This is a genomic window from Bacteroidales bacterium (assembly GCA_014860585.1).
Taxonomy (GTDB): domain Bacteria; phylum Bacteroidota; class Bacteroidia; order Bacteroidales; family 4484-276; genus RZYY01.
In genome coordinates, this window is the sequence record JACZJL010000028.1 from 1 (window position 1) to 22,885 (window position 22,885).

Sequence of the window (22,885 nt, forward strand, 5' to 3'; positions counted from 1 at the left end):
TGACGACCTTTTAGTTACCATCGAGCAATCTCCGACCGTTGATGCCGGAGCTAACCAGACGATCTGCGAAACAGATGTTGTCAGTTTAATGGCAACAGCTGGGAATTACTCATCAATTCATTGGACAACCGATGGCGACGGGACATTCTCCGATGCCACGACCCTTGATCCTGTTTATTATCCCGGAGCGGGAGATATTGCCGGCGGACAGGTAAACCTTACATCAACTGCCTTTGCCATGAATTTGTGTAACGATGTATCAGATCAGGTCACGGTAATGATTGATTCGGCGCCGGCTGTTTTTGCCGGTGAGGATGTCGTGATTTGCGAAACTGAAGAAGTTCAGCTCTCCGCCATCGTCGAGAATTATTCCAGTCTGCTCTGGCAAACTTCGGGAGACGGATCGTTTGATGATCAGCAAAGTTTAAGCGCCATTTATAATCCGGGAAGCCAGGATATTTTATCCGGAACGGTACTTTTATCCATCACTGCATTCTCAAGTGGTGTTTGCCCTGATGCCAGTGACGACCTTTTAGTTACCATCGAGCAATCTCCAACCGTTGATGCGGGCGAAAACCAGACGATCTGCGAAACGGATGTTGTCAGTTTATTGGCAACTGCCGGGAATTATTCATCAATTCAGTGGACAACTGATGGTGACGGAACTTTCTCCGACGCCACGACCCTTGATCCGGTTTATTATCCCGGAGCGGGAGATATTGCCGGCGGACAGGTAAATTTAGATCTTAAAGCATATCCTCAAGCATTTTGTTCGCCAGAGGAAGGAGTTGTTATAGTGAATATTATTCCGCTTCCAATTGTTTTTGCCGGAGTGGATGTTACCATTTGTGAAAATCAAAATTACACCGTTAGCGGAGAGGCTGCCAACTTCAGCACACTAGTCTGGTCTACCGGAGGAGATGGCTTTTTTGACAATTCAAATGTTATGAATCCAACTTATACTCCGGGAATTTATGATGTAAGCACCGGTTATGTTGAATTGTGTCTGACAGCTGAACCGGTTAACCCTTGCTCTATTGTTTCATCTGATTGCATGATGATTCATTTTGCACCGATGCCGGTATTAGAAATAAGCAGTAGCACAACCATTTGTGAGAATTCCACTCTTACACTTACCGCATCGGCCTTGAATTGTTGCAATTACTACTGGGAAACAGCCGGAGATGGGATTTTTGATGATATTTCTACATTAAACCCGACTTACACTCCGGGGCCTAGCGATATCGGGAATGGTACTGTTGAACTATGTCTCGTTGGAGTTGGATGCAATCCCTGCAATGGATCAGTCATCGAATGTATAGAGTTAAGTATTCAACGGCAGCCCATTGTTTTTGCAGGAAATGACGGGTATATTTGCGGTAATAGTTCCTATCAACTCGAACAGGCAACGGCTGAACATTATAGCTCTTTATTATGGACAACTTCTGGTGATGGTATTTTTGGAAATGCCACTTCAATTAGTACTACCTATACCCCCGGACCAACGGATATCTTTGTTGGATTTGCTGCCATTTGCTTAACAGTAGAGCCCGTTAATCCCTGTTTTGTATCAGCAATTGATTGCCTGAGCATTGAAATTTTACCTCTTCCAGATGCTAATGCTGGTCAGGACAAAGAAGTTTGTATCACAAACAGTTATGTGTTGCTTCAGGGTTTTGTTTCAAATTATACGTCATTTTACTGGACAACAACCGGAACGGGTTATTTTGATAATCCTGCCAAGTTGAATCCTCGTTATTTCTTTAGTTTTCTGGATAAAGATCAGGGTTATGTTAATCTGGTACTTCATGCCGTGAGTGCAAGTTGTGGTGAGGTTACCGATACCCTGCTTGTTACAATTCACAAGGAAGCAATTGTTTATGCGGGTTTGGACGAGTCGGTATGCAGTAGTGAAACATTTGAAACCACAGGTGCAACAGCTTCGAATGTAGCTTCTGTTTATTGGACTACAACCGGGGATGGTTACTTCGAATCTCCAACTGCAATCATAACCCAATATCATCCGGGCGTAATGGATATCCAATCTGGTGCTGTCATGCTTTGTCTGAATGCCAGTGCTTTTGCTCCATGTGCAGATATATCAGACTGCATGAAATTAATTCTTTTACCTCCGGCGTTTATTGATGCAGGGGAGGACATTGAGATTTGTGAAACCGAATCTGTTCCGGTTCTTGCGACAGCTATGAACCATCAAAGCGTACTTTGGCAAACATCAGGGGATGGTATATTTGAAAACCCGGTTAATCCTGAAACAATTTATCTTCCGGGTGTGCAGGATATTTCAAACGGTTCGGTTACCTTATCGGTGGAGGCCCTCTCGAATACCAACTGTGGAGATGCTTATGACGAGTTACTGGTTCATTTTCAATCATTAACATCAGTATTTGCGGGTAATGATTTTGTCATCTGTGAGGATGGATTTGCTGTACTGACCGGTTCTTCTGAAAATGCAATTTCGGTGAAGTGGACAACAGATGGTGATGGAGCTTTTGAAGAGTCGTCCTCATTGCAGACTTCCTATATTCCAGGTGAGGAGGATATTACAAACGGAGAAGTTGAACTATGTCTGACCGCCTATTCAGGCGGATTTTGCCCCGATGTTACTGATTGTATTACTTTATACATCAATCCTTTGCCCGTTGCTTTTGCGGGAGATGATGCGACTATTTGTAAAACTGATAACTATATGTTGAATGGTGGCGCCCAGCACTATAGCAGTTCTCTCTGGTTTACCAGTGGCGATGGTACTTTTGATGACCCGGGCTTGCTGAATGCTACCTATACTCCGGGGGTAGAAGATTTGCAATCGAACCAGGTTGACCTTACACTTTTTATTTTTGGACTTGAAGCCTGTTCAAATGCACAAGACTCGATGATACTTCATCTCAACCTTCCACCGCAGGTGGTTGCAGGAGATGATACCACGATCTGTGAAAATGATATTGCTTCGCTTTCAGGTTCCGCCCACCAATACGAAAACATTATATGGCAAACAGACGGGGATGGATTTTTTGGGGATGTTAACAGCCTGAATACTACCTATACACCTGGTTCCGATGATGTTACCAATGGTTCTGTTGAATTATGCATTACAGCAACCGGGTATGAAGGTTGCGATCCGACCTCTGATTGCCTGATCATTTCCATCTCGCGGTTCCCGGTTGTTTCAGCAGGTGAAGATCTTTCTGCTTGTGTAACCGATAACGTTAGTTTAAATGCAACAGCTGATTTTACAATTGCTGTAAACTGGAGTTCTTCCGGGGATGGTTCCTTTATTGACCCTGGAAATCTGGTTACCGAATACATCCCCGGTCCATCGGATCTGGCAAACGGATTTGTTGAGCTTTGCCTTACAGGAACCGGGGCGGGTCCGTGTGATGAAGTGTCTGATTGTGCACTTGTTACCTTTATTCCGCTACCAATTGCAAATGCCGGTCAGGACGTCACTATCGGTAAAAACGACATTTATCTTACCTCTTCTGCGGTGGTTGGTAATAACGATCAACTATTATGGACAACATCAGGCACAGGTTCATTTAATGACCCTGCATCACTTGTAACCTTTTACACGCCAAGCCTTGATGATATCGTCTTTGGTTCGGTGACGCTTACACTGACTGCTTTTCCGGTCAGTCCATGCCAGATGGCTGCAAGTGATGAAATTGTGCTGAAGATAGAGTATACATGTCTTGATGCAAAGGTGGATGCTGGTGCTGATGCGTCGGTATGTCTGGGAAACAGTTATCAACTGTCCAACATTTCTGCCCTGTTCAACGAAAGTATAATCTGGGAAACAACCGGGGATGGAACATTTGATGACAATACAATTCTCACTCCTGTCTATACACCCGGAATAAACGATATCAGCAGTGGAAGTGTGGTCCTTTGCCTTACAGGTATTGGCTTTGAAAGCTGTGATGATGATACCGACTGTATGGAGTTGACCATACAATACCCTCCACTTGCATTTGCCGGTTATGACAATACCGTTCCTTTTCCGGAAGAAGAGGGATATCCGCTCGAATACGCATTTGCAGAACACTTTGAATATATTCAATGGTTTACTACAAATGGGATGGGCTATTTCTCAAACGAACAGGTAGTCAATCCGATTTATTACCCGAGTTTTATGGACGTTTCTCTCGATTATGTGGAACTTCAGGTCAATTGCAGCCCTATAAATCCCTGTGAAATTTCTGCTCAGGATGTTGTGCATGTTACCTTTATCGATGAATGTGACGATGCATCGGTGACAATTTCGGAAGATACAATTTCCCATTGTATCACTGGTACACCTATACAGGTCAGCGCCACCGGGTTCCTTTATTCAGCCATAAATTGGACTACTTCCGGTGATGGCCAGTTCATTAGTGGTAACACATTAAATCCTCAATACATATTGGGAGCCAACGACCTGGTTACCGGCGAATTTATGCTAACAGTTGATGCCATTGGGTTCGAAGGTTGTCAATCAGCAATAGATAGTGTGAAGGTATTTTCCCAAATGTCTCCAACTGTTTTTGCAGGAAGCGACCAGACCATTTGTGACGGACAGACATGCCTGATAGAGGATGCCTTTGCCGCAAATTATGAACTCATATCGTGGAGTACGTCCGGAGATGGTTATTTTAGTGTGCCAGATAATGTCATTACCGAATACATTCCGGGATTCAGTGACTCCATGATGGGAGTGATTGAAATTACACTGACTGCTGAAGGAGTTTTTCCCTGTGAGGTGTATGCATCTTCAACGATGCTTCTTACCATTGACCGGCCATTCATTATTGTAAATCTCTCTGATTCAGAAGTTCATTTAGAGGAAAATGTTACATTAACCATAGAAGCATTGAACGCTGATTTTTATCAATGGTTTGGGCCGTATGGTATGATAGATGGAGCAAACCAACCTATTTTCACAATTTATAATGCAGAATATGATGACAGCGGTTCTTACTACTGTGAAATTATTAACTCCTGTACTTCAATCACGAGTAATGTAGTCACAGTAAGGGTGTATGAACTTCATCAATTAATTGTACCCGAAGGTTGGAGTGGAATATCATCCTGGATTGTACCTTATCATCCGGAAATTGTTGATCTGTTTGCCAATGTCCATGATGATCTGGTATTGCTCAAAAATTTGACAGGTGTTTATTGCCCATTGCTTCAACTTAATATATTGAACACCTGGAATTCCCAGCATGGGTATGAGGTAAAATTTGCAAACAATGTAACTGTTGATTTCAAGGGACAGGCAAACGAAAATCTGACAGTTACGATGAATGCCGGCTGGAATTATCTGCCGGTGATCAGTCGGTGCCCGGTCAATCTCGCTCAGTTATTTGGATCTTCACCTATTGTAATTATTAAAGAAATCAGTGGACCTGGAGTTTACTGGCCGGTTTTGGGAATTAATACGATTGGTTACCTGCTACCCGGTAAGGCTTACATGCTATGCTCAAGCAGCCCTTTCAGCGCTACTTATCCCATTTGTGAATCAACCAAATCGGAGGTTGTGAGTAATTTATTTAAACCAGACAATCAGACCCCATGGAATCCTATTCATTTCACCTCTTCAACACATGTAATTGCCTTTGACCAATTAGCAATCAGCAAAATGCCTTCGGGGTCAATCATTGGTGCTTTTAACAGTGAGGGCTTGTGTACCGGTGTAATTCAGGTGAATGGAAACACGGATGCCTTGACAGTATTTGGTGATGATGCACTAACGATTGAGCATGACGGAATGCTGGAAGAGAATCTGATCACATTCAGGCTGTATGATCCATCCACAGGAAACAGCTATGACCTCGATGTTGAATACGACCAACAATTTACCAATCATGACGGAGAATTCCGGATCAATGGATTGTCGAGAGTGATTGATCTCAAAACCACTGCCATTGGTGTTGGTGAATATGATGCTGTCACAATGCGTATTTACCCGAATCCTACATCCGGTGAGATCAATATTGCTGGGATTGTAGACCAGTCCTACATTGAAGTTTACTCCACCGGCGGTCAACTTTTACAAACCCACTTCTTTGAACCCAACACTGTTAATCCGAATGTTCTCAAATTCTCACTCGAAAGTTATCCTGCGGGGGTTTACTATCTGAAGATTATTTCGGAAAAACGAACTGAGGTTCGGAAAATCATTCTGAGATAATGGATAAAAAAATCCCGATGAGCAATTCACCGGGATTTTTTTTACGATCAACCGATTTATTCCAATGGGGACTAATGAATAATAACCTTGTGTATTTCACTGAAACCTTCTCCATGAATATGGAAAGTATAAACACCCTTCGGTAAGGAAGCAGTGTTAATGAATGCTTCTCCCTCTAATGGTTCAATTAATATTAACTGTCCTGTGAGGGACATTACTTCGAGTATGGCATTTGAACCCTCCATTAACCTGATCATAACATGGCCTTTTGAAGGATTTGGAAAAATTCCCATTGCTCCCTGTTGTTCTGTAATTCCGGTGTTATCAATCACCAGCTCTGTCAGACCTGAAGCGCCTTCATTTGAAAAGTAGCTGGTGTTTGGCAGCGAGTTATCATAGCTTGCTAACAGGTTATACTCTTCACCCGAAACAGTTTCGTAAAGTTTAAAATGGAAAGACTCATTCATCATAAAACCATCAGTTACAGAGGTTGTAGAGTCATTTGCGAATACAACCATTGCTTTATTAGTGATCAGGTCATCAATTTCGAGACAACCTGCGCACAATCCGCTTGGTGTGAACACACCGATATAATCACCGATGGCAAAATTCTGAAGCGTGTAAGCCGGAATGCTGATAATATGTGAATTTCCTGTAGGCGCGGTCAGATCCCAAAGATCATTACCGGATTTTAAATTTTCCTTTTTTGCAATACCGGCCTTTGTACAAGCCGGGAAAGTGATCGAAACCGAAGCATTGCTCAGCACATAGTATGCTTTTCCCGGAATAAGTTCATCCAGCGATAAGATACTCTGGGCAGGCCAGTAAACACCGGTAGCAGCAATATCTTTAACCATTACTACCTGGCTGGACACATTTGCAAATAAATCAGCACAGGAAACAGGGCAATCGCTGAGAACGGGGAGAATATTCCAACCCTGATCAAGGTTGATGGTTTTGCTTTGTTCCAAAACCCCTGTAACCTGCAGTCCAACATCATTGCTTACCTTAACTTTATATCCTGCATGTGTATCCCAATTTCCGATCGTATTAATGTTTTGTGCCGGCCAGTAAACTTCATCAATGCTTTGCAGGATAACAAGGTCGTTTAAAATGGGTTGCATCATATTTTCCAACTGGGATTGTGCAGGTAAAACATAGCTCGAAATGCCACTCCAACCCCCGGGAATTTGCACCAGTTGAGTATTGTATCCGCCTTCAACGGTGATTTCAAAGTCGTCAATGTACATACCGTCTTTAACAATATAACCATCGCTGTAAAACCGAAAGCGGAGTACTACGTATGGATTGTTGATGTAATTATTTAATGAGTAGGTCTTTTTTTGCCAGTTGCTTTGCGTTCCAGTGTATGTAGCCAGGTTGGCCCAGTTACTTCCATTTGTTGTAACCTCCAGGTACATATAATCCCAGTTGGTCTCTATATCATATTTTGTCCAGAAAGAAACTTCAGCCGCAGTGTATCCCATCAGGTTCAAAGGACTCAGTGTGGCAGCAATGTCGAGGTCGTTGACATAGTTGCCAGTCGGGCTTTCTGTCAAAGAATGCGAAGGAGAATAGGAAACAGAAGATGAAAGACCCCAGGATCCCTGGTTTTCCCAATAAGGAGCACCATTCTCAAAATTAATCATCAATGGTAAACCAATTGGGGGCATAGGGGTTACCAGGACAACATTGGAAGGGATGGATTCTTCGCCTGAATCGGTGTAAATTGCCGTTACATAATATTCGTACTGAGTTCCGTTTTCTACTTCAAAGTCGGTGAAGGAATTTACATAAGAAGTGTCAATAACAGCGCCATCCCTGTAAATTTTATAAAAGTCAATATCAAACATAGTGTCCCACATTAAATCTACTTTTCCGTCGCCAGGCAATGCCACAAGGTTTCTGGGGGGGAATTGCATGTTGGCCATGGTTACAACCGAGGCGAGAATTGCTTTTGTGAATATCGCCGCCTGGTTTTCATTGTTGAAGCTTGGTCCAACCAGGTCGTTTGAAGTGTGAATGTATGGGCTGTAGTTGTTTACATCCTCAAAGGGGAAAATTCCCATGAATCCATTATTGTTGAAAGAAGTGTGATCGCTGTCACCACCTGTAAGATTGCCAGGGGATACAACAAAATCAGGCAGATAAGTTGCAGTTACGTTAGTATAGAAAGTAGCCAGTTCCTGTGCTGATTGAGGGTAGATCAGCGAGGTCATAATTGTTGTGTTGCCTGGTTCCAGATAACCAATCATGTCCATGTTGAAGTATCCCAGAATATCCATCCCCTGTTGGGCGCAGCGGCTGGCATAGGCTGCACTGCCGTAAAGACCATACTCTTCGCCGGAAAAAGCACAGAAAATGATCGTGCGGTCAAATTCATATTCACTAAGAATACGCGCAACTTCCATCACACCCGAAGTTCCTGAAGCATTATCATCGGCACCCGGCTCTGCACCCGACCAGGTAAGTGAATCATAGTGCCCGCCAAGAATAACAAACTCATCCGGATATTTTGTCCCAATTTTTGTAGCAATCACATTGTCGCTGGCTGGCCCGTTTGGCATCGTAAAATCCATCAATTCAACGCTTAACCCCATACTTTCGAACTGATCCTTAATCCAGTTCTGGGCTAATATGGATTGTGGTTTGTAACAATTGCGGGTTGTATAATTCTCAAGGTGTTGAACCACTGATGTAATGTTAGTTCCATTGACTTCATTTAACAAGCTGACCACAAAAGGATCCGGGTCGAAACGCCCGCTCTCGTTGTAGAAAAGTTTGTTTGGCAAAACAACCTGGTTGTTTGAAAGCCTTACCATACCGTCATTCTTAGCCGGCAGTAATTGTCCATGCGTCACTTCATCAATTCTAACTACAATCATGCTTCCCCCGTCATAAAGCACATCGGCAACCGGATTGATCAGGGCGTAATATGCGCTTTTGTCCACAAACTTGTCGAGATAGACAACATAGTAACTCAGCCCATTTTGCCATGGATTTTGATCCAGCACAACGAAATGATGTTTAGGGTCGCCGTCAAGGGTAGCGATTACAAATTCATCACGGTAAAAGTTAATCGTCAGTGAAGGGCTTTTGAAAAGGCTTCTGGTCTCTTCAAAGTTTTTAGTAGGAATCAACACGAGATCAGATGCCATCATCTGAGCAGTAAAAAAGCTCACAAGTAATAACAAGAATAAACGTTTCATGGAAATAAGTTTAAGTTTAAAATACTTTGATTTCAATTTTAGGGGACAAATGTACAAATTATTGGCATTGTAGTTCCCGGAAATTGAGATGAGCGGAATTAGCTCAGCTTCCATTCTTTTCTTCGGTCAATAAAGCACGCATTTGTTTTGTAAGAATCTGTAAACCCCCGTCAGTATTGTAGGATGTAACGATCTGGTTTTATAGACGTCTGATAATAAAACGTGATGAACCGAAAAACTTAAAAACTTACCTCAATGAAAATTAATCTGCAAGCCAACGAAACGGTAGTCAGGGCGACAGACTCAAATCTTTGTGTGAGCGAAAACGAAAAAATCAAAGGCAAACTCATTCTGACCAACCAACGGATTTACTTTAAAAGCACTAACGGGCATACCGGGAAATATGACCTCGAAATTGATCCGAAATCCATACAGGACGTGTTATTTTTCAACACATTCGTGTTCCTGCGCAACGGTCTGAATTTGGTGTTGAAGCACGGACATGAACTAAGATTTCTGCTCAGAAACCGGAACCAATGGGGTGAAATGATTGCCGGGATGAGCTAGGAATGAATGAAGTACCCGACCTTTTCATCATGGGTTAACTTCGGACGAAAAAAATCTTTTCAAAAAAGAAAAAGTATTATTTTTGCCGCCTGAAACACCGTTTCGATTGCCCGATGGTGTAACTGGCAACACGTCTGATTTTGGTTCAGAAGAGTCTAGGTTCGAGCCCTAGTCGGGCAACCAAAAATACAATAAACCCACTGTTGAACATTATTGATGGTGGGTTTTTTGTTAATGGTTATTATCCAGGTCTGCAATTCTCTTTCCATCACATTTTCGCCGGACAGCAGATAGCATACCTGTACATAAATCATTTTGCCCACTATACGGCCACAAAATCCAGAGTTCTCCCCAGGAATTGTAACCTAATGGAAGTCTTTTAAAAGCAGCGCCACTGCATAGGCCGAAACCCCTTCCCCGCGTCCTTCAAATCCCAGCCTTTCGGTTGTTGTGGCTTTGATTGAGATATCATCTTCATTTATACTCATTACAGCAGCCAGCCGTTTTTTCATTTGAGGGATAAAACCAGCGATTTTTGGTTGCTGAAGGGCTACGGTGGAATCAACATTTCCGATGGAATAGCCTTTTGTTCTGACCAGTTTAATTACTTCCTTCAACAGCATCGTACTGTCAATCCCTTTAAAATTGGGGTCTGAATCCGGAAAATGAAAGCCGATATCATTGAGGTTTGCAGCGCCGAGCAGCGCATCGCAAATGGCATGAACAAGCACGTCTGCATCAGAATGGCCTGTTGCACCTTTATCAGAAGGAATTTCTACACCTCCCAATACAAATCGCTTCCCGGCTTCGAGACGGTGCACATCATACCCAAACCCTACCCTGACACTCATTTTATAAAGTTTTTGATTCCAAAAGTAAACAAAAAAGCCGGAGAGGAAATCCAAACCGGCTTTTGTATTTTTTCCGCTTATCAGTTGTTAGTTGTAGAAGTCATCGAAGTCGAAGGTGAGGGTAAAGCGAAGTGTATTTTCGAGGGGGTTACGCTGTTCGAGCGGGATGAGGTAGGAAAAATCCAGTCCGAAAACGTTGTATTTTAACCCGGCGCCGAGTGTAAAATACTGGCGGTTACCTTTGTATTTGTTTTCATAGAAAAAGCCGCCTCTTACTGCAAATGCCTTGTTGTACCAGTATTCGGTACCAACGGCATAATAAAACTCACGCATCTCTTCTTCAAAACCACCGGGAGCATCATACCACGATTGAATCATTCCCTGCACAGGGTTCACGTTGGGGTCCTTCCCTGCTTCAATGACGCGGTTATTGTTTTCGTCGTAAACCGGATTACCGAAATCATCTGTTGCATAGATTGGAGGCGTTGGAACCAGCAATTTATTCACATCCACTGTAAAGGAAAGGCGGTTGTATTCATCGAGGTCGAGTGTCAAACGGGGTGAAATGCGGAGGTTCGTGGGGATGAAATCAGTATCGGTAGTAGCATCGGAATAGGAAATTTTGGAGCCGATATTCGAAATGTTAATTCCAAAAGCAAATTCTGCATACTCAAAATCACGCCAGTTCAGTTCTTGCTGGTGATAAACAGCAACATCTGCTGCAATGGATTGACCCGGTTTTGTTGCGACTCCTCCAACGCTCACACCCTGTGTTAGATTGGAGTGAATGTAGCGGGCTGCAACAGCACCTGACCAGTTTTCGGAAAATTTTCTTGAGTAAGTACCATCAATCGAGAATTCGTTTGGGCGGTAGTTACCGATTGTTGATCCCGATATATCAGTGAAAGTAATGTCGCCAAGGGTAAAGTAAAGTAACGAAGCTGCTATGGTTTGCCTATCATCCAGCTTGTAAAAGCCTGAGATGTAAGCCAGGTTAATATCGCTCACGATTGCCCTGAGCCATGGGCTGTAAGATGCTGAAAATCCAGCTTTTGATTCGATAAAAGCATATTTGGCAGGGTTCCAGTGCATGGAGTTGATATCGGGGGTGGTTGCTCCACCTGCATCACCCATGGCGCCTGAACGCGCATCAGGAGCAATTAAAAGAAAAGGAACTGCAGTAGTAATGGTGTTGGTTTGTCCTAAGTAATTTGGTTTTTCGCTCTGGGCGTTGGAGTAGCTAACACTTAACAAACATACAAGGACAATAGCAAAGATTCTGTTAATCATAAAGTTTTGGTTTGCTTTTATTAAAATATCATTTTTAACGGCCATTCAAATTTTATATTGTTTTTAGCTGAAACGGGCTTTCCGAAAGTAGGTTCGTTTTTCAGTCTCTGTTTCCAAATTATTAACAAGTTTAAATCACCTGTAATAATTTATTAATTATGATTTCTCATTATTTTTTAACTCAGATTTACTTTGATGGATTTGGGGAAACTACTTACAGTTTTTATGCTAATCGGCAATGATGAGTTTTTGCACCATTCGGCTAATGTCTTTTTTTTGGTTGATGACGTCGATCGTATAAACGTACAAACCTGAATTAAGTTTACTTCCTCCGTCACTTATTCCATCCCACCTGATAGGTTCGACATAATAGCCGTTGCTGACAGCGTTTTGAGGGCCAATGGTTTTTACCAGCTGGCCGTTGAAGTTATAAATGTTGATTTCTACGGTCAGTGGTTCATCAAACTGGTTGTGCCGGAAAGTAAATTCAGTATATTTGCTGAATGGATTGGGATAATTGTAAACTTGTTGCAGGTCGACGCTGATGCTGTCGGAAACCATGAAGGTAATTACCGAAGTGGAAGAGTTATTGAGCATATCCCATGCTTTCAGTTGTAAGGAATAGTTGCCATTGATAAGATGAGTGAAGGGGAAAATGATTGAGCCTGACTGGTAATTATCCAGGTCGGACTCAAACTGTTCGTTAAGAATCAGGCTCATTTGCACAGGGCCGGTCAGTTCGGCAACAATATCATGTCCGATCCCTGCGCCAAATGCATTTATCCCGGATGGATCGCTTAAATAGGCATGCATTACAGGATCGTTGTTTAGCACGCTGCCATTAATAAAAGGTTTGTCATTCAGGTAAAGATCTATTGCAGGTCCGGTTTGATCTGCCAGATTGGTCTCAAATCCACCGATAATGAAATTGCTGAAATGCCCGCCTGCATCAGTGAGGCTGTCGGTCGCATAAAGTGCAAGCTTTCCGGGACCATAGTTATAGGCGATTTCTAATGGCACTACAAAGGAAAATGAAAATCTTCCGTCCTTCACCGAGGATTTCCCGTAATACAGAATTTTTTGCTGCAGATCAAACTGGTAAGGTTGGCTTTTTGGGTCGTTGGCCAGGGTCGTAATTTTAGCTGGTTTGTCGTATAGTACCGGGTATACAAACCCATCATAGTCGTTTATCAACTGGTCGTTTGAATGTGTTGCAACGTAACCGCTGAAACTCACCATGCTGCCTGCTCTGATGGTATCGCGCAAAGCAGTAATCGGCTGTCCATTAATAGAATCAATGATGATGTTATGGTCAGGCAATGCCAGCCTGAGTGCCGGGTTTCCAAGCAGGGTAAAATTTCTGATGTTTGTGCTTGAAGGTGTTTTGGAGAATCTGATCAGATCGCCTAACCGGGGATAATTACCCGGAGTAGCACGAAATAGTGTATCATAGATGCGACGGTTGAGCGTAAGATTGGACGACGCAAAAGCAATCCTTGTGGTTGACATTAGCCCCACTCCTCCGCCACCGGGATTTAAGACCACATGCTCGCCGGCCGAAACCATACCCGGGTTGTCGTAAGGCGCAAATTCACAGGTAGCAGTGATGAAGACAGGCATTTGATCATTATTTGTCCAGGACAAAATATCCTGGATCTGTACAACCCGTTCGTGTGCAAGTGCAATCTCACCGCCATGACCCGTGTAGTTGACAAAGAGGGCGCCATCGTTGAATTGCTGGTTGACTGCTATTGTGGCGTCTGGATAACGATCGCCACCCGAAGTGGGCTCTTGTTTAAAAGCATCAAAGTAAATCTTGTTGATGTTAATGGTTTGGTTGTTTCTGGTCACTATATTTACTAATACCGTATCAGCCTGGAAAATATGAAGATTATCATCTTCATCATCAGCAATAAAACATAATGATTGCCTCCAATGCCCCATATTTTCAGGTGTGAGAGTCATGTATCGCTCAAATTTATCTACCATGATTTCAGCCTCTTCGGGGGTGTTCACAGGTAAGCGTCCGATGCCAATATCCACATTCCCAACAGCATCAGCACCTTCGTTGGGATCCATCAAACCAAAGAAGTCATCCGTTACATAAGAAGTGGTGTAGGTAAGCGATTGGCGTGACTGGAATGTCACTACGAAGTTCATGTTGTTTTCAATCCGGTTTTTGGGATCATAAGAGCCGTCCCCAAAAAGTAAGAGATACTTCAAATGGGGAGGATCACCCGATTTGTCGTAGATCATCTTTACAAAGTCACGAATGGCAACCGGGTCCTGTTTCCCGGAAGAAAACTCAGTATAAATCTCTTGTGGACTGACCAGGTGAATGGTCATATCGTCAATCTCTTCGTGCAGTGCTTTCAGCCTTTCGGCCTGCTCCATAAAATCAGGATGGCTTACTATGATGAAATCAGCTATTCCAAGAGCATGAAGGTTTTGGTTCTCAATTTTTCCTATATTTTCCGGTTGATAAAAGAAGGAATTGTCGAAGGCAATAAATTCCTGCAGCATTGAAGTGTTTGCTTTGAAGGAACAAGTGTCTTCATTATACGTTGTCTCAACTTTTTTTACATTGAGGTGGTCAGTGATGTTCCAAACGGAAATCGGGTTCAAAACATTTGAGATTTGGAAAAGCGTGATGCTATCCTGATGCATGGTATATATATTTCTGAAAGGCATCTGTCCTCCCGGAAATTCGAGCTTGTTCATCACATTGACCTCAATAAAGTTTAACCAACCTGAACTTTCTGCAGTTGGCTTGTCATAGGTCACTTCGATGGTGATGTTTTGCCCTCCGGGAACCGCAACCCGACGTGTTTTACTCAGCTCATTGCCAAACTTTGAAACACTGCCCGGTGGTACAGACTGGACGGGTACAGTGAATAAAAATTCACCATTTGCATTGAGATTAAAATTGGAGTTGGTAAAAGACCTTGCAGCAAAGTTCGTGGAAAAAAATACACTCTCGGAAACATCGCGGTAAGGGAATTCAAAAAGATAGGTACGGCTGGTTATGTCTGAAAACTCATGGCTGTACCATTCCGAACCTGAACGGATCAGATTTAGGCTGTCAAGATTAATGCTCTCAAAATGGTTGTAACTTGTAATGACCTGCCCGGTAGGTGCAGTTATTGGCTGCTGATCCTGTATGCGTTTACCGGTTCCCTCTTTAAGGGTAATAAAATAGTAATTGACGTCGGAGTATAAATGCCGGATATGCTCAAAGGCAAGTCGAATGGGGACATATCTCCAGTTTGAAGTACCTTCGGCATAAAATAAAACATAATCTCCGGTATCAAAACTGCCATCATCGCCATCTTCGACCCAAACGGCAATTTCCTGTAAATCGTCATACCTCGGATCACTGTTACGCTCGGGAAGCATTTCGCCGCCATTTCCATATAGCCGTATGTGATCGGGATGTACACCGGAAAAATCCATTCCCATCTCTACCAGGTTTTCATAAGTTAGCCTGTGGATACCGGTTTCGTTTACCGCAACCTTGTACCAATCCCCTTCGGCAAGCACCGAATTTTCAGCATAAATTGTGCGGTCGGGTGTAAAATTAAAATCTCCTTCGGGGGCAGGTACTGCATCAATTTGAAATGTGATCAATTTTTCGATTAACCCGGTTTGAGGATTTCTTCTTAAAGGGAGCACCTTGAGCTGGCTGTAATGCTTGTTGCGAAGGGTAATGATGTCTGAAGTGATATTCAGGCTGTTATCAATCAGTTCAATATCAATCAGGTCGGATAATTGATCCTGGTTTTCAAAAGGGATAAATTCAGGATTGGAAATGGAATACCGGTAGGAAAACCCGGGTAATTCGAGCGGGAAGAGTCGGGAATAGACCGGCAGCATGCCGAATGCATCATCATTTATTGCATCAGAAAAATGCAATGTTTTAATCACCTGGTCACCGATGGAGAAAGTCTGCAGGTTAGTCCATGAAAGTGTTTCACTGATTGTTTTCTGCTGTCCGGTCAACGACAACGTCAGCACCATGAAAATAAGGCAGGCAGTATATTTTTTTTTTAGCATATCCCTTTATTTAAATGTTGTCCTGCAAATAGTTTATCTGGTAATGATAAGTTTTTTTACATCGGACGAACTTCTTCCTTGCTGGTCAGTTACATGAACCCGATACAGATACATTCCGGATTCGAGCAGTTGCCCGGTGGCGTTGGTTCCATCCCAGCGCAAAGGGTCGTAACTAAATGCTGTGCTGGTTTTGTATTGCTGAATTACAGCAACCTGTCGTCCGGAAAGATCATAGATTTCAATGCTCACATCCAATTCGCTGTTGGCTTTGTTGTGATTAAAAGTGAAATACGTTTCATCATGAAAGGGGTTGGGGTAGTTTTTCAGGCTTTCGATGGCCAGTTCATTTTGATTGATCACCCTGAATGTCAGCATCGCTTCGGATGAATTGTTGAATACATCCCAGATTTTGAACTTTAATTCATGTGTTCCTGATGGCAGATTGGTAAAAGGGAAAAGAACAGTTCCGTAGCGAAACCCACCGAAATCGGCTTCATAAAAGTCGTTCAGAATAAACGGATTTTCAGCATCACCGTTTAACACTGCAGTAATATCGTGGCCGATACTGTTACCAACGGCATTAATACCGCTATCGTCGTACACACGTGCCAAAAGAACAGGATTTTCGTTGGTAACGTCTCCGTTTCTAAATGTTTCATCATTCATAAAAAGGTCAATATCAGGGCCTGTTATGTCAATTTGCGAAGTGTTGTCAAATCCTCCAATAATGATGTTTTGATAAAAACCACTGGCACAAACACTTTCGTTATCAGCGAAAAAGCTGATTTTTCCGGGTCCGAACTCGTAAGCGATATCTTTAGGCACCATAAAAGAGAAACTAAAATTCCCGTCAACCACCTGTGTTCTGCCGTTAAAAAGCGTATTGCGGCGGAGCATAAATGATCTGGTAGAACTTCCCGGGTCTTGTCCAAGTGTAAATACCTCTGATTCTTTATCGAAAACGGTGGCATGAAGCACGCCATTAAAGTCGGAAACCACGCTTTTAAATTCATCAGTAATTCTTCCGGCAACAGTCACCAGGGATAGGGCTCTGAGTGTGTCGGGAGCTGACGATTCGAACGTCTCATTTTGATTTATTGCTGTTGTTTCAACATTATAATAAGAGTAAGCCATTTGGAGTGCCGGATCGCCGATCAACAGGAATTTCTTGTCATTTGGTCCGCCGGAACTTTCCCCTTTGGCCAGCCTGATGAGGTCGCCGAGGGCATAAGGATTTCCGTCATTCCGCTCGAAGGCATATTTATAAATTCCCCTGTTGAGGCTCAGGTTGGACGACCCGAATGTAAGTCTTGCTGTAGTGAAAAGTGCTATACCGCCTCCTATGGGGTTCAGGAATACATACTCACCGGCAGATATTCTTCCCGGGTCGTCATATCTGGCAAATTCGCAGGTAGCAGTGATGAAGATGGAAAGCTTGTCGTAATTTGTCCAACTGTTGATGTCGGCCACTTCGAGGATGCGTTCGTGTGCCCATCCTAACTCACCCCCGTGCCCGGTATAATTCATAATCAGTGTCCCCTTATCCAGTCGCGAGTTGATGGCTTTGTTCACAGCGGGATACCGCTGCCCGCCTGTGGTTGATTCCTGCAGGTAAGAGTCAATGTAGATTTTGTCAACGTTGTAATTTCTGTATGTAGTGTCAACAAATACGGCGAGTTGTTCTGCCTGGTTCAGGTGGGCATTTTGATTTTCATCATCAGCAACAAAAGTTACAACATTACGCCAGTTTCCAAATTTTGAAGGAGATGTAGCATAGTGAATCACTTTATCCACGGCCATTTTGGCTTCATCCGGCGTTCTCACCACAAAGCGGCCAATGCCAATGTCGAGCATGTCGTTAGCACCGGTTCCCTCATTGGGGTCGAGGTACCCGAAATAATCATCCGTAGCATATGAATTGACATAATGTAAAGAGTTAGATGACTGGAAGGTAGGCACATAATTCGTGTTATCGTTTAACCGCACTTTGAAATCGTAGGAAGCATCGCCGAAAAGCAAAAGATAGCGCGGTTTTATTCCAGAATCACCCCGCTCATAAAGTAACTTCATAAAATCCCTGATGGCGGTAATGTCCTGAGCTCCGGAAGAAAACTCGTTGTAAACCTGTTCGGGTGTTACCACAATCGTTTCGAGGTTGGAATAAGACCTGTGAAATTCAGCAAGGCGATTGGCTTGTTCAAGGAAATCGGGATGTGAAACAATGACATATTCTATGTCTGACAAGCCATGAAGATTTTGGTTGGGCACCTTACCTACAGTTTGCACATCATATAGAGTGGTGCCATCAGAAGCTATAAACTCTTTGAGTTCTTCCGTTGGAAGTTTAAAGCTCATTGTGTTACCTGATAATGCAGCCTGCACTTGTTTGATGTTATGCGGGTCGGTTATCTCCCATATGGTTACCCCGGCATTTGCATTGTTCAGCCGGAATTCAGTTACCTTATTGCTCCCAAAGGAAAGCAAATCTCTGAAAGCCATCTGTCCACCGGAGAAAGCGGAGTTGCGCACAACATTCAGCTCGAGATAATCAAGCCAACCTGTTGCGCTGCCTGCCGTTTTATTGTATTTAATGTTAATGTTAACATTGTCGCTGCCCGCTAAAAAGTTCATTTCACCAATTCCATCGCGGGCATACTGGCCTTCAGGATTATCCGGTGTGCCATTGATGGTAAGGATGAGGGGTTCAATACCGGTGATCGTTGCAGCGAATGTGCTCGAAAGGACTGATTTGGCAATAGCCCTGAACCTGAAATGTTGCTGAGCGTCGGTTTTTAGGTTTGGAAAGTTAAAAGCGTAGTTGTAGCTTGTAATCAGATCGAAGATCTCACCATACCATTCCCTCCCTGATTTGATCAGATTGACCTGGTCTAACTCGTGAAACTGATAATCGTTGAAAGTTGTTGAAATGTAATTGTGCGTCTCGGTAGTGGATTGAGCAGGTGTTATCCTCTTCCCGGGGCCTAAATCAGCAGTGACGTAATAATATGAGTAATCTGAATAAACATGCTTTTCATGAAAAAACCTCATTGTTTGGGGGTCAAATTTCCAGACATCCGGCCCGATCCCATAGAACACCAGGTAATCTCCCTGGTTAAAAGATCCGTCGCCACCATCCATCACAGCGATCGAAGTTTCCTGGAGATCGACAAACCGGGAAGTGGAATTTTTCTCTGGTAACATTCCGCCACCATTCCCATAAACACGGATATTGGAAGAGCTCAACCCCGAAACATTCATTCCCATTTCAGCAAGTTGAGCATAAGTAACTTTAAAAAGTCCTGTCTTATCAATTTTGATTTTGAACCAGTTTCCGTTGGCAAGCACCGATTGATCAACAAAACTTGTTTTTGCCATTCCTGTTTCATGAAATCCATTGGATTTCAATATAAGTTCTCCTGAAACCAGTTTTTCAACTTTTCCTGAAACCGGATTGATTCTGAATGGCGAAAAGCCAACAACAGCAAAGGTCTCGCCACGGGATATTGCTAAATCGGCCTGAACAGAAATCTCTTCCTGATGCAAAGGTATCGTGCTGAGCCAGCGCAGTTCTTCGTTGCTTAGCTGAACAAAAACTGGGTTGATCAAACCAACTTCAACAGCCAGGGGCTGCCCCTCCAGGCGAATGCGCTTTTGAAAATAGGGGGTCAGGTGTTCACTATGATCATATTTTGCATCAATAAAACTGAGGTACTTGTAATGGTTAGTTTCTGAAACACGCACTTCAACCGGCTGATTCCATTGAATGGTAATTGGAACCAAAAACTCCTGCCCGGTTACGATGTGCGAATTTAGAAATATTAAAAGGTGAAAAATGAGGATGATCAGGTATTTCATAGTAAATTTATTAGCTTCATAAGTTGAACACCCAAATGATTTTGATTGTTCACTGTTACATTCAACTGATTGGCAGTTCGCATCTTGCAGCTACTCGAATCTTTCAGCATAAAGCAAAACAATGAGTTTAAAAACGGAGTGTTTGTTTGATTATTGCCGGATATTTGACCGGCAATCACTCCTGTAATAATCTCAATATTTTTGGCGTCAGCTGTAATTGTTATTTTGTTCTTGTTTTTTTTAATAAAATAAGCCTAAACTTAATGAGTTAATAGTTAGATCAAAGGTTGCGTCAAAGGTTGCTTTTACATGATAAAAATCAAAGAAATAGGCTTCATACTGGTTATTTTTTTCATCGTTCTGAATGCTGCCCTTTCGCAGGATTTTCCTTATTCCCAGTTTTATGCCAATCCGCTTTATCTTAATCCAGCCCTTGCAGGCACTGAATATTGCCCGAGAATCACCACAAACTACCGCAATCAATGGCCTTCACTACCAGGTACTTTCGTGGCTTATAGTGCTTCTTTCGATCGTTTTTCCGAATTTTTTAACGGCGGGCTTGGGCTCCAGATCAATTACGACAAGCAAGGTGAAGCGGCCATCAATAATTTACTGGTTTCGGGAATGTATGCTTATCGGCTCACAATCAGCCGTAGTGTGGAGGCCAACCTTGCCCTTCAGGCCGGTTATGGTCAACGAAGTGCTGACTGGAATGAATTACTGCTTCCGTCCGGTTTGACCGGTGGCCAGTCGCCGGCTCCGGAAGAGTTTAACGGGAATGTGAACTATGTTGATTTTGGAGGAGGTTTTCTTATGGGAATCGGGGAGAAATATTTTCTTGGTGGCGCTGTCCATCACGTTACCCAGCCCAACATTGGTTTTTTCGAAAATCAGGAGCATATTTTAGGGATGAAAATTACAATACACGCCGGGGCAAACTTTGGACAGGAGGACCGCTACCGGCGATCTTACGGCTCCAGTCTTGAGGTTTCACCTAATATTCTTTACCAGCAACAACATGGCTATAAGCATTTGAATGCAGGTAGCTATTTTTCGCTGTCTCCATTTGTGTTGGGACTTTGGTTTCGCCATGCATTTGAAAACAGTGATGCAGTCATCATTTTATTAGGGTTACAGCAAGATCAGTATCGTTTCGGATATAGTTATGACTATACCGTGTCGCAACTATCGAATGCTGCAGGAGGAGCACATGAAGTTTCGTTTTCGTATATTTTCCCATGCGACAAAAAAAGTAAAAGACCCAGAGCAATAAAGTGTCCGAGTTTTTAGTTAGTACGATGTTTTTTAAAAAACCATTAAGCATGTTCAAAAATCAGCAGTTATTAATCCTTGTTTTGGTATTGTCTGTTGGCATTCTTCTCCCTTCCTGTAAAGGTATTTTCGGGAGCAAAAATAAAGTTTCACCAACAACCGGATGGGAATACAATGACCCACAAAATGGCGGATTTGAAGTTTCCAAATACAACGAGCAGGAAACCGGTCCGGGTTTAGTTTTTATAGAAGGTGGAACATTTGTTATGGGTCAAAGCGATGAGGATGTATTTTATGAATACAATAATCCACCCCGCAGGATCACAGTTCGCTCATTTTACATGGACGAAACCGAAGTGACCAACCTTGATTACCTTGAGTATCTTTACTGGTTGCAACGGGTGTTTGTGAGTTATCCGGAGGTTTACCGCAAAGCACTTCCCGACACATTGGTATGGCGCGAACGGTTAGCCTACAACGAACCTCTTTCAAGTCTTTATCTGCGCCACCCTGCATATCACAACTATCCGGTTGTTGGTGTAAGTTGGGTTCAGGCCAATGATTACTGTACCTGGCGTTCCGACAGGGTTAACGAAATGTTGCTCATCCGTCAGGGCATATTGTCCCAAAATCCCGACCAGCAGGATCAGGATAATTTCAATACAGAAGCTTACCTTACCGGTAACTATGACGGCCTTGTGAATCGTCCACTTCAGGACCTGAGTCCAAGCGGAACCGGTGAACGGCGTGTAAGGCTTGAAGATGGAATTATGCTTCCCAAATACAGGTTGCCAACGGAAGCTGAATGGGAATATGCTGCACTTGGTCTTGTGGCAAGTTACGAAAACATTGCCCAACGGAGAATATACCCATGGGATGGCCGCATGTTAAGAAATACAGATGAGAAGAGCGCTTATGGCGAGTACAGGGATAATTTTAAGCGGGGACGTGGCGATTACATGGGCGTAGCCGGTGCTCTTAACGATGGAGCAGACATTACCGCTCCGGTAGGTACCTTTGCCCCCAATGATTATGGTCTTTATAACATGGCCGGAAACGTAGCCGAGTGGGTATCGGATGTTTACCGCCCACTGAGCCATCAGGACGTGTCGGATTTCAGTCCCTATCGTGGTAATGTATTTACAAAACTGAAAATGGAGGATGGCATTCCTGCAGAAAAGGACAGCCTCGGCCGAATGCGGTATGATACCATCACGGTGAATGATGCCGCTAACCGCACCAACTATCGTCAGGCCGATAACAGGGATTATCTCGACGGTGATCAGATGTCGGTGATTGACAGACAAAAATGGATGTCAAACCCGGAATTGGGTGCAAATGATACTACTGCAAGAATGTATGACTATGGCAGGTCATCACTTATCAATAATAACGCCCGCGTGGTTAAAGGGGGTTCGTGGAGAGATGGCTCATATTATCTGAGCCCTGGTGTCAGAAGGTACCTTGACCAGGAGTCTGCCACCAACTATATTGGATTCAGATGCGCCATGGATAGGGTAGGCGGGCCAATCCCAAGTAAATAACATCGCTCAGCAAAATTTTTTAAACCCGTTGCAATTATGAAATGTGACGGGTTT

At 43.2% G+C, this 22,885-nt stretch carries 9 protein-coding genes and 1 tRNA gene; 5 read left to right on the forward strand and 5 right to left on the reverse strand.

The genetic code is table 11. The annotated features are described in order from the left end of the window. Positions 1-6,190: T9SS type A sorting domain-containing protein (locus IH598_03105; GenBank protein MBE0637488.1), on the forward strand; the 6,190-nt coding region annotated here is incomplete at its 5' end. Positions 6,191-6,261: 71 nt separating this feature from the next. Here IH598_03105 and IH598_03110 read toward each other — a convergent pair. Next, positions 6,262-9,399 (reverse strand): M28 family peptidase, encoded by a 3,138-nt coding sequence (locus tag IH598_03110; GenBank protein ID MBE0637489.1) that lies wholly within the window; start codon positions 9,397-9,399, stop codon positions 6,262-6,264. Positions 9,400-9,654: 255 nt separating this feature from the next. On the opposite strand from IH598_03110, the gene IH598_03115 reads away from it, so the two are divergent. Further along, entirely contained in the window at positions 9,655-9,966 is a 312-nt protein-coding gene (locus IH598_03115; protein ID MBE0637490.1) for a hypothetical protein, read from the forward strand. Between the two features lie 107 nt (positions 9,967-10,073). After that, positions 10,074-10,149 (forward strand) — tRNA-Gln (locus IH598_03120). Positions 10,150-10,331: 182 nt separating this feature from the next. Here IH598_03120 and IH598_03125 read toward each other — a convergent pair. From IH598_03125 to porU (IH598_03140), 4 genes are all read right to left on the reverse strand, one after another. Further along, positions 10,332-10,817: a 2-C-methyl-D-erythritol 2,4-cyclodiphosphate synthase gene (locus IH598_03125; GenBank protein MBE0637491.1), complete on the reverse strand. Its 486-nt coding sequence runs from the start codon at positions 10,815-10,817 to the stop codon at positions 10,332-10,334. A gap of 87 nt (positions 10,818-10,904) precedes the next feature. After that, the gene (porV, locus tag IH598_03130; protein ID MBE0637492.1) at positions 10,905-12,107 is read right to left on the reverse strand and encodes a type IX secretion system outer membrane channel protein PorV; all 1,203 of its coding nucleotides are present in this window, start codon (positions 12,105-12,107) and stop codon (positions 10,905-10,907) included. 228 nt (positions 12,108-12,335) lie between these two features. Continuing rightward, positions 12,336-16,160 carry a type IX secretion system sortase PorU gene (porU, locus tag IH598_03135; protein ID MBE0637493.1) on the reverse strand — a complete coding sequence of 1,275 codons (3,825 nt, stop codon included), beginning with the start codon at positions 16,158-16,160 and terminating at the stop codon, positions 12,336-12,338. Between the two features lie 33 nt (positions 16,161-16,193). Beyond that, positions 16,194-20,015, reverse strand: a complete 3,822-nt coding sequence (gene porU / locus IH598_03140; GenBank protein MBE0637494.1) for a type IX secretion system sortase PorU — start codon at positions 20,013-20,015, stop codon at positions 16,194-16,196. A 309-nt stretch (positions 20,016-20,324) separates the two neighbouring features. Between porU (IH598_03140) and IH598_03145 the strand changes: the two genes are divergently transcribed. Beyond that, entirely contained in the window at positions 20,325-21,305 is a 981-nt protein-coding gene (locus tag IH598_03145) for a PorP/SprF family type IX secretion system membrane protein (protein ID MBE0637495.1), read from the forward strand. Between the two features lie 32 nt (positions 21,306-21,337). Further along, positions 21,338-22,831 carry an SUMF1/EgtB/PvdO family nonheme iron enzyme gene (locus IH598_03150; protein ID MBE0637496.1) on the forward strand — a complete coding sequence of 498 codons (1,494 nt, stop codon included), beginning with the start codon at positions 21,338-21,340 and terminating at the stop codon, positions 22,829-22,831. Positions 22,832-22,885: the final 54 nt, after the last annotated feature.